The organism is Micromonospora sp. Llam0 (genome assembly GCF_003751085.1).
Classification (GTDB): Bacteria; Actinomycetota; Actinomycetes; order Mycobacteriales; family Micromonosporaceae; genus Micromonospora_E.
Window position 1 is genome coordinate 3,616,951 of record NZ_RJJY01000001.1, and the last position, 9,833, is coordinate 3,626,783.

The following is a 9,833-nucleotide window of genomic DNA, read 5'->3' on the forward strand; positions in this document are numbered from 1 at the left end:
CCGGCCGAATCGCGCTCAGCGCCAGCGCCGCAGCGGCTGTCCGCTGCCGATGACGGCCCGCTACCCGGCGAGGATCTCCAGCGCCGCCCGCACCGGATCACCGTTCCAGCGGGAGGCGAAAGCGTCGACCAACGCCCAACCGGCCCGGCGCAACGCCCGCTGCCGCGCCAGGTGCGCTTGCGGACCGTCCGGATGGACTACGCAGTTGAGGCCGACGGCGTCGGCGCCGACACCGAGACAGATGTCCACCGTCCACCGTCCGACCGGGTAGTCGAACCGCACCGCGCCGCCGATCTCGGTCAGCCGGGCGCCGAGCTGTGCAGCCCAACAACTGACTCCGGCGGTGGTCACCACGCCCCCGGACGGCACCGCTGGCGGCGGTTGGCGCGCGTACCGCAGAAACTCCCCCACCAGGCCGTCGGCGGCGGTCAGCGAGGTCACCACCACCAACTGCCGCCGGGCCCGCGTGATCAGGACGTTGAACAGATGCGGATCGGCCAGGAAACGTAACCTGGCCGGCGGATCGTCGTCGGTCACCGCGAACGACGCCACCACCGTCTCGGCTTCGCCGCCCTGGATCGCGTGCACGGTGCCGACCCGCAGCCCCAGCTCCTCGATCCGCTCCACCGGAAACTCCGCGACCAGTGCAGCCTCCAGCGCGTCGGCCTGCGCGCGGAACGGAGTGACCACGCTGATCTGCGACTGGCCGGAAGTGGCGAGTTCCCGCACCACCTCGACGGTGGCGGTCACCTCCGCCTGATTCACCCCGTCCACCGTGGCCGCCGACACCACCTGGCGCACCGCGATCACGTCGATCGACTCGTTCGCCGGGTGGCGGGTGGTGACCGCGAACCGGTCGGCGTAGAACCGCCGGGCCGAGAACTCGATCAGCTGCGGTACGCAGCGGAAGTGCTCGTCGAGCCAGGTCACCGGTGCGCTGGCAGCGGCGAGATCGAAGGCGCTGACCCGGCGGACGTCGAGCCGGTCGTCCAGACCGTATCGGTCGAGCGTGTCGGCCACGTCCACGTCCGCGACGAAGGAAACGAAGCGCAACTGTCGTGGGTCACCGACGACCAGCGCCCGACGGGCCCTGGCCAGCGCCGGGGCAGCCCGGATCTGGTCGCTGTGCGAGGCCTCGTCGAGGATGACCAGGTCGAACAGACCGGGCGACGGCGGCAACAGCTCGGCTACGTCGGTCACCGTGCCGATCCACAACGGCAACGCCCGGACCAGGGCCGGACCGTCCAAGGCTGTCAGCAGCTCCCGGCGCCGGTTGCGCCCCGCCCGCAACGCGCTCGCCAACGCCCCGGCGTTGCGCCGGGCCGGCGGATCCCATCGACGCTCGCTGCCGGCGCGGTCCCGCATCGCGGTCGCGACCCGTTCGGCGAGCTCCCGGTCGGCCTCATCGAGCCGGTCCCAGTACGCCGCCAGATCAGTGCCGCCCGCAGCGGCGAGCCGAGCCCGAGCCGCCACCGCCCGGGCCGCCTCGACGGCATCGGCGACCTGGTCCAGCGCACCGTCGGTGTTCCCGGCGAGGTCGACGGCGACACCGAGCCGACGCCGCAGCCAGCGACGGGCGGCCCGCCGACGCCACCTCGCCCACCAGTTCCCGCCACCCGGGGCACACGCCAGCCGGACCGCACGCGTGGCACCGGACAGGTCGGCCCCGGGTACGAACGCGCCCGGTGCGGTCAGTGACAGCGCACCGAGCAGCGGCTCCCACCCGGTCGCGGCGGCGGCCAGCCGCTCGGTCTCCAGGGCGAGCCGGATCAGTCCGGTCTCCCGAGCAACCCGGCGGCGGGCCGCCGCCACCGCGTCCTCGGCGGCGGACACCCACGCCGCCGGGACACCCGAACCGGCACCGGCGGCGAGAGTGGCGGCGACCTCCGCCCGTCGTTGGGCGTCGCCGAACAGCACCGGTGTCGGCCCCCGGTAGCGGGCCAGGAGATCAACCAGTACGTCTGCGGCATGCGGCGACTGGGTCACCACCAGGACGCTGCCGCCCCGATCGACCGTGTCCAGGGCCGCGGCCACCACGGCGTGGCTCTTGCCGTTGCCCGGCGGACCAGACACGACGGTGAGCCGTTCCCGCCGGACCCGCCGGACCACGTCCGACTGGGCGGCGGTCAGCGGCAACGGCGACTCGACCGCGGCGGCGTCGAACCGGGCGCCGGGCGTGGCGGCGTCCCCCGCCACTGTTTCGCCGGCACCGCCGTCAGTGCCGGTCGGCGTCGGCTGGTAGACCTCCGCCAGCGCGGTGCCGGTCAGGTCCCGGCCGGCCCAGGCCCGTAGTCCGTCGGCGAGCGCCACCCCGTAGACATCCCGGACAGTGAACAGCACCGCGGCCAGATAGCCGGTCAGCCCGCTCGCCGGCAGCCGGGGACGCCGACCGGTCGGTGCCGGCCGTACCTCGGTCAACGGCAGCCCGGCGGCCGCGGCGGCGGTCCGCAGCCATGCCTGCGTCCCGGTCGCCGTCAGCCAACCCGGCCCGCCCAGACCCGGCACCGATTCCAGGTTCGCCGCCGCGGCGCGATCCGTGACCAGGGAGGTCAGCTCCAACTCCCCGGCCGACACCACCCGGTAACCACGCAGCGCACGCTCCAACCGGACCGGTTCGGACAGCAACGGCAGCCGGACCCGGCGGCGGACCCCGTCCCGTTCGACGGTGCCGACGACCAGACCCAGGCCGCGTCGCAGGATCCGCTCGTCGCGGTGCAACAGGTCGACCGCGGCCAACCGGTCGGTGGCGGCATCACGCTGGTGCCGGTCCGGATCGGCGAGCCAGAGCAGCGGCTGGCCGCCCCGGGTCACGTCCAACATCCGCTCGGGTGCGGCGGGCGCCAGCTCGGCCAACGCCCGCAGCACGGTAGCGACCATTGAGCTACTCATCGGTCGTCGACCGTACCAACGCGTCCGTGCGGCGATCGGCGCCAGGCAGGGTCCGGTAGCCTCGCTCGGGTGACGGACGCGAAGATGCCCTTGCGGGCGAAGGTGGCAAGCTCGGTGTCCCGCACCGCTGCGGCGCTGTCGCGGGCCGCCGGACGGGGCGACGGGTCGGTGATCGGCGGTTGGATCGGTCTCAAGATCGATCCGGAGCTGCTGGCGCATCTCGCCGCCGGGCGGGCCGTCGCGCTGGTCTCCGGCACCAACGGCAAGACCACCACGACCCGGCTCGCCGCGGCGGCGGTCGGCGTGCTCGGCCGGGTGGCGACGAACTCGTACGGCGCGAACATGCCGACCGGGCACACCTCCGCGCTGGCCAAGGCCGGCACCACGCCGTACGCGGTGCTCGAAGTGGACGAGCACTACCTGGCTCAGGTGCTCGAGGCCACCAGCCCCCGGGTGGTCGCCCTGCTGAACCTCTCCCGCGACCAGCTGGACCGGGCCAAGGAGGTGGCGATGATGGCCCAGCTGTGGCAGGTGGCGCTGGCCGAGCATCCCGAGGTCAAGGTGGTGGCCAACGCCGACGACCCGATGGTGGTGTGGGCGGCCGCGACCGCCGGCGCGGTCTCCTGGTTCAGTGCCGGGCAGCGCTGGCACGACGACTCGTGGGTCTGCCCGGAGTGCGGTTCGGCGATCGAACGCTCCGAGGACCAGTGGTGGTGTGCCGGCTGCCCGCTGCGCCGGCCCGAACCGGAGTGGGTGGTCGACGAGGACGGCGTCATCGACCCGACCGGCGCCTGGCACAAGGTGACGCTGCAACTGCCTGGCCAGGTCAACGTCGGCAACGCGGCCACCGCGCTGGCGGTGGCCGCCGAGTTCGGCGTACGCCCGGTGGACGCGGTGTCCCGGCTGGCGGTGGTCACCTCGGTGGCCGGCCGGTACGCGCAGGTGGTGCGCAACGGGCGGACCATCCGGCTGCTGCTGGCCAAGAACCCGGCCAGTTGGCTGGAGGCGTTCGACATGGCCGAACAGGCACCGACGCTGCTGTCGATCAACGCCCGCGACCCCGACGGGTTGGACACCTCCTGGCTGTTCGACGTCGACTTCTCGCCGTTGCGCGGCCGCCAGGTGCTGATCACCGGCGAACGCGCGTTCGACCTCGCCGTCCGACTGGAGGTCAACGACGTGCCGTTCCTGCACGTCCCGTCGCTCAACGCGGCGATCTCCTCGGTGCCGCCCGGCCGGCTGGAGGTCATCGCGAACTACACCGCATTCCAGGACATCCGAGCGGAGCTGGACCGTGTCAACTGAGTCGTTCCCGGCCATCGGCCCGTCGATCGGCGGGCCCAGCGTGCTCCGCCTGGTCTGGATCTACCCTGACCTGCTGTCCACCTACGGCGACCGGGGCAACCTGCTGATCCTGGCCCGTCGGGCCCAGCAGCGCGGCATCCCGGTGGAGCTCACCGAGATCCGCTCCGACCAGCCGGTGCCGCAGTCGGCCGACATCTACCTGATCGGCGGCGGCGAGGACGGCCCGCAGGCGCTGGCCGCCCAGCGGCTACGGGCCGACACCGGGCTGCACCGCGCGGTCGACCAGGGCTCAGTGATCTTCGCGGTCTGCGCCGGCTACCAGTTGCTGGGCACCTCGTTCTTCGCCAAGGGCGCCCAGTGCACCGGCCTGGAACTACTGGACCTGCAATCCGACCGGGGACCGAGCCGGGCGGTCGGCGAACTGGCCGGCGACATCGACCCGCGGCTCGGCGTACCGCCGCTGAGCGGTTTCGAGAACCACGGCGGGCGCACTCACCTCGGCAACGGCGTCTCGCCGCTGGCCCGGGTCACCGCCGGGGTCGGCAACGACGGGACCAGCGAGGGCGCCTGGCGGGGCAACATCCTCGGCACCTACGCGCACGGCCCGGCGCTGGCCCGCAACCCGGCGCTGGCGGATCTGCTGCTGCGCTGGGCGATCGGCGCAGCCAGCCTGCCACCGCTCAACGACCTGTGGGCCGACCGGCTGCGGGCCGAACGGATGGCCGCGATCCGCACGTGAGGCGGCTGGGCCGGGCGCTGCGCGAACCGGCGGTGGCCCGGTTCGCGGCCCTGCTCGCGCTGATCGGTGGCTGCGCCCTGCTGGTGCTGCTGGTCCCCCGGCCCGACCGGGCGGCCCTGACCGGGCTGCCCGACCGACTCGGAGCGGCCGGGCCGGTGCTGGCCGTTGTCGGCGGCGCGCTGCTGTTGACCGTGCTGGTCCCCCGTACGTTCCTGACCCTGACCTGGGGGGCGCTGTTCGGCCCGGTGGCGGGTGCCGGCTACAGCCTCGCCGCGGCCGCGCTGGCGGCGCTGATCGGCTTCGGCGTCGGACGCCGGCTAGGCCGGGAGTACGTCGTCAGCCGCACCTCGATGGCGGCACCGCCGGGCGGCCTGGCCGGGCGGACCGACCGGATCCGGTTGCGGCTGGCCCGGCTGGACCGCTGGTTCGCCACCCAGAGCGTGCTGGGCGTGATCATGGTCCGGCTGCTGCCGATCAGCGGGTTCGGCATGGTCAGCTACGGCTACGGCACCACCGGCGTACGGCTGGCCCCGTTCCTGATCGGCAGCGTACTGGCGTCGGCGCCGACGGCGGTCGGCTACGCGGTGATCGGCGCGGCGGTGGTCGCCCCCGGCGAGGTCAACTGGCTGGCCGCCGCGCCCGCCGGGCTGGGTGCGGCGGCCACCGTCGTGCTGCTGCTGCGCTGGCGCCGCGCGGTCCGGGCGGACCGCGCGGCGCTACGGGTCACGGCACCACGCTGACCATCCGGCCCGGGACCACGATCACCTTGCGCGGCGTACGGCCGGCCAGGTGCTCGGCGACGGCGGCCAGCGCGGCGGCCCGTACCTCGTCCTCGGCGGCCTCGGCCGGCACCTCGACGCGGCCCCGGACCTTGCCGGCCACCTGCACCGGGTAGGTCACCGACGCGGCCCGCAGCAGCGCCGGGTCGGCCACCGGGAAATCGACGTAGGTCAGCGAACCGGTGTGGCCGAGCCGCTGCCACAGCTCCTCGGCGACGTGCGGGGCGAACGGGGCCAGCATCAGCACCAGCGGTTCGGCCACCTCACGGGGGGTGGCCGGCAGCCGGGTCAACGCGTTGGTCAGCTCGATCAGCTTGGCGATCGCGGTGTTGAACCGCAGCCCGTCCATGTCCGACCGGACGCCGTCGATCACCCGGTGCGTCAGCCGGCGCAGCTCGTCGTCGGCCGGGTCGTCGGTCACCCGGGACGCCCCGGTGCGCTCGTCGACCAGGGCCCGCCAGACCCGCTGCAGGAACCGGTACGAACCGACCACCGCCCGGGTCTCCCAGGGGCGGGACACCTCCAGCGGGCCCATCGACATCTCGTACACCCGGAACGTGTCGGCGCCGTACGCCTCGCACATCTCGTCCGGGGTGACCACGTTGCGCAGGCTCTTGCCCATCTTGCCGTACTCGCGGTCGACCGCGACGTCGCCGTGGAACCAGCCGCCGTCGCGCTCGGTCACCGCCGCCGCGTCGACGTACGCGCCGCGCGCGTCGGTGTACGCGTACGCCTGGATGTAGCCCTGGTTGAACAGCCGGCGGAACGGCTCGACGCTGGACACGTGCCCCAGGTCGAACAGCACCTTGTGCCAGAACCGGGCGTACAGCAGGTGCAGCACGGCGTGCTCGACGCCGCCGACGTACAGGTCGACACCGCCGCAGTCGGTCGTCGACGCCGGACCCATCCAGTACCGCTCGTTGGCCGGGTCGACGAACGCGTCGCTGTTGGCCGGGTCGGCGTAGCGCAGCTCGTACCAGCAGGAGCCGGCCCACTGCGGCATCGTGTTGGTCTCCCGGCGGTAGCGCTGCCGGCCGGCCGGTGCACCCGGCACCCCGGTCAGGTCCAGCTCCACCTCGACCCAGTCGGCGGCCCGCGACAGCGGGGTCTCCGGGTCGGATGCGGCGTCGTCGGGGTCGAAGGTACGCGGCGAGAAGTCGTCGATCTCGGGCAGCTCCAGCGGCAGCATCTCCTCCGGCAGCGGGATCGGCAGCCCGGTGGTGTCGTAGACGATCGGGAACGGCTCGCCCCAGTAGCGCTGCCGGCTGAACAGCCAGTCCCGCAGCCGGTAGGTGACCGCGCCCCGACCGTGGCCGCCCGCCTCCAGCCAGGCGATGATCCGCTCCTTGGCCTCGGTCACGCCCAGACCGTTCAGGAAGTCGCTGTTCATCGCCGGGCCGTCACCGGTGTACGCCTTGCCGGTGAAGTCCTCCGGCGGCGTCACCGTCCGCACGATCGGCAGGTCGAACACCTCGGCGAAGTCCCAGTCCCGCTCGTCCTGCGCCGGCACCGCCATGATCGCCCCGGTGCCGTAGCCGGCCAGCACGTAGTCGGCGATGAAGATCGGCAGCCGGGCGCCGTTGACCGGGTTGGTGGCGTACGCGCCGACGAAGACGCCGGACTTGTCGCGGGTCTCGGCCTGCCGTTCGGCGTCGGTGCGCCCGGCGGCCTGCTTGCGGTACGCCTCGACCGCCTCGGCCGGGGTGGCGTGCCCGCCGGTCCACGCCGGCCGGGTGCCCGCCGGCCAGGCGGTCGGCACCAGGTCGTCGACCAGGGCGTGCTCCGGGGCCAGCACCATGTAGGTGGCGCCGAAGACGGTGTCCGGTCGGGTGGTGAAGACCTCGATCGGCGCGGCGCCGGTCGGGAAGGTGATGTGCGCGCCGGTGGACCGGCCGATCCAGTTGCGCTGCATCAGCTTGATCGGCTCGGGCCAGTCCAGCAGGTCCAGGTCGGACAGCAGCCGGTCGGCGTAGGTGGTGATCCGCATCATCCACTGCCGCAGGCTGCGCTTGAAGACCGGGAAGTTGCCCCGCTCGGACCGGCCGTCGGCGGTGACCTCCTCGTTGGCCAGCACGGTGCCCAGGCCGGGGCACCAGTTGACCGGCGCCTCGGAGACGTACGCCAGCCGGTGCGCGTCGACCAGCTCGCGGCGTTCCCGGTCGCTCAGCTCGGACCAGGCGCGCCCGTCCGGGGTGGCCCGCCGACCCGACTCGTACGCGGCGATCAGTTCACTGACCGGCCGGGCCTTACCGGCCTCGGTGTCGTACCACGAGTTGAAGACCTGCAGGAAGATCCACTGGGTCCAGCGGTAGAACTCCACGTCGGTGGTGGCCACCGACCGCCGGTCGTCGTGGGCCAGCCCCAGCATCCGCAGCTGGGCCCGGTACCGCTCGATGTTGGCCTCGGTGGTGGTCCGCGGGTGCTGGCCGGTCTGCACCGCGTACTGCTCGGCGGGCAGGCCGAAGGCGTCGAAGCCCATCGCGTGCAGCACATTGCGGCCGGCCATCCGCTGGTAGCGGCCGTAGCAGTCGGTGCCGATGAAGCCCAGCGGGTGGCCGACGTGCAGGCCCGCGCCGGACGGGTACGGGAACATGTCCAGCAGGAAGAGCTTCTCGGCGTCGGCGCGCGGGTGGGCCGGGTCGGCCAGTGGGCCGACCGGGTTGGGCGCGTGGAAGGTGCCGTCACGTTCCCACCGCTGCTGCCACTGTCGCTCGATCTCGCCGGCCATCGCGGCGGTGTACCGGAACGGTGGGGTGTCCGCCGCGGTCTCGACTGCCTCGCTCATCGTCGGTCGCCACCTCAGGGTCGGTTGTGGGCTGTGAGTGTCGGTCGTGGGCATGAAAAAACCCCTCCACAGGAGGGGTCGCCGTGCTGCCGCCGCCGGACGGCCGCTGCGCCGGTCAGGCGGCCTGGTGGGTCAGCACGGCCGGAGAAGGAGCAGGAAGGCGCCGGCCATGGCGTCAGTGTACTCCGGGTCGGCGAACCAGGTGGACCGCCCTCACCGCCGGCTCCGGCGACGGCTACGCCCGGCCGGCCTCCCCCGATCCCCGCTGCGCCGGGCCGGGCCCTGACCGGTCGGCAGCCGGCACCTCCGGCGGTGGGCCGCCCCGCTCGGCGAGGGCGTCGAACCTGCTCTGCGGGCTCATCGGCGCACCGGACAGGTAGGCCGCCCTCGCCAGCGCGTACCCGCCGACCGGCGCGGTGACCACCTGCAGCAGTACGGCCAGGGTCACCACCGCCGCGGTCCGTGGGCTGGGCAACAGGGTCAGCACGCCGAGCAGGATGAGCACCAGGCCCAGGCTGGCCGCCTTCGCCACCGCGTTCATCCGGTTGTAGACGTCGGGCAGCCGTAGCATGCCGAGCCCGGTGATCCCGATCAGCAGGGTGCCCGCGCCGAGCAGCGTCCCGGCGAGCACGTCCCAGCCGGTCACCGGCTCCTCCGATGCACCAGGCGGGCGAGCGCGACCGTGGCGAGGAAACCGACCAGGGTCGCGGTCAGCACGATGTCGAGTAGTTCGGCGATCCGCAGCCGGGCGGCGAGGACCGCCACCCCGGCGATGAAGACGAAGAAGCCGAAGTCGACGGCGGCGGCACGGTCGGCGTCGGTCGGGCCGATCACCAGGCGGATGATCGCCGCCGCCATCGCCAGGGCCAGGACGGCGAGAACGAGGTCGAGTCCGGTCACCGGCGCGCTCCCTCCGACTGGTCGGGCCGGTCGGCCCGGTCAGGCTGGTCGACCCGGTCAGGCTGGTCGACCGGGTCTACCGGGCGCGCGGCGGGCAGCAGGTGGTCCTGCAGCCGGGCGAGTTCGGCGCGGAACCGCTCCGGGTCCTCGGCGTGCATGCCGTGCACGAACAGGGTCGGCGGCTGCGGCCGGACCGCCACGGTGAGTGTGCCCGGAGTCAGCCCGACGGCCAGCGCCATCAGCACCATCTCGGTGCTGGTCCGGGTCCGCAGCGGGAACTCGACGATCCCTGGCGACAGCCCGCTGCCCGGCGTGACGATCTCCCGGGCGACGACGACGTTCGCCACCACCAGGCGACCGGTGAAGTAGCCGACGAAGCTCAGCACCCGGCCGGCCCGGCGCAGCGTCCGGACCGGCCAGCGCAGCAGCGCCCGGA

At 73.5% G+C, this 9,833-nt stretch carries 8 protein-coding genes; 3 read left to right on the top strand and 5 right to left on the bottom strand.

What is annotated here, in order from left to right; genetic code table 11:
* Positions 1 to 60 precede the first annotated feature (60 nt).
* Positions 61 to 2,889: a DEAD/DEAH box helicase gene (locus tag EDC02_RS15735; RefSeq protein ID WP_233605954.1), complete on the bottom strand. Its 2,829-nt coding sequence runs from the start codon at positions 2,887 to 2,889 to the stop codon at positions 61 to 63.
* An 84-nt stretch (positions 2,890 to 2,973) separates the two neighbouring features.
* On the opposite strand from EDC02_RS15735, the gene EDC02_RS15740 reads away from it, so the two are divergent.
* The 3 genes from EDC02_RS15740 to EDC02_RS15750 are packed head-to-tail and all read left to right on the top strand — an operon-like array spanning position 2,974 to position 5,673.
* A complete protein-coding gene (locus EDC02_RS15740; RefSeq protein ID WP_123604833.1) occupies positions 2,974 to 4,194 on the top strand; it encodes a Mur ligase family protein in 1,221 nt (406 codons plus the stop codon).
* 40 nt (positions 4,195 to 4,234) lie between these two features.
* Positions 4,235 to 4,933 carry a type 1 glutamine amidotransferase gene (locus EDC02_RS15745; RefSeq protein ID WP_370461543.1) on the top strand — a complete coding sequence of 233 codons (699 nt, stop codon included), beginning with the start codon at positions 4,235 to 4,237 and terminating at the stop codon, positions 4,931 to 4,933.
* A complete protein-coding gene (locus tag EDC02_RS15750) occupies positions 4,930 to 5,673 on the top strand; it encodes a TVP38/TMEM64 family protein (RefSeq protein WP_233605955.1) in 744 nt (247 codons plus the stop codon). The genes EDC02_RS15745 and EDC02_RS15750 overlap by 4 nt, the downstream gene beginning before the upstream one ends.
* On the opposite strand, the gene leuS is transcribed toward EDC02_RS15750, so the two are convergent.
* From leuS to EDC02_RS15770, 4 genes are all read right to left on the bottom strand, one after another.
* A complete protein-coding gene (leuS, locus tag EDC02_RS15755) occupies positions 5,657 to 8,497 on the bottom strand; it encodes a leucine--tRNA ligase (RefSeq protein ID WP_123602609.1) in 2,841 nt (946 codons plus the stop codon). The genes EDC02_RS15750 and leuS overlap by 17 nt on opposite strands.
* 235 nt (positions 8,498 to 8,732) lie before the next feature.
* Positions 8,733 to 9,143, bottom strand: coding sequence for a monovalent cation/H(+) antiporter subunit G (gene mnhG, locus EDC02_RS15760; RefSeq protein ID WP_233605956.1), 411 nt, complete (start codon positions 9,141 to 9,143; stop codon positions 8,733 to 8,735).
* Positions 9,140 to 9,355, bottom strand: coding sequence for a monovalent cation/H+ antiporter complex subunit F (locus tag EDC02_RS15765; RefSeq protein WP_370461544.1), 216 nt, complete (start codon positions 9,353 to 9,355; stop codon positions 9,140 to 9,142). The genes mnhG and EDC02_RS15765 overlap by 4 nt, the downstream gene beginning before the upstream one ends.
* Positions 9,356 to 9,393: 38 nt before the next feature.
* Complete coding sequence (locus tag EDC02_RS15770) at positions 9,394 to 9,825, bottom strand: Na+/H+ antiporter subunit E (RefSeq protein ID WP_123604837.1); 432 nt, start codon at positions 9,823 to 9,825, stop codon at positions 9,394 to 9,396.
* Between the last annotated feature and the right edge of the window lie 8 nt (positions 9,826 to 9,833).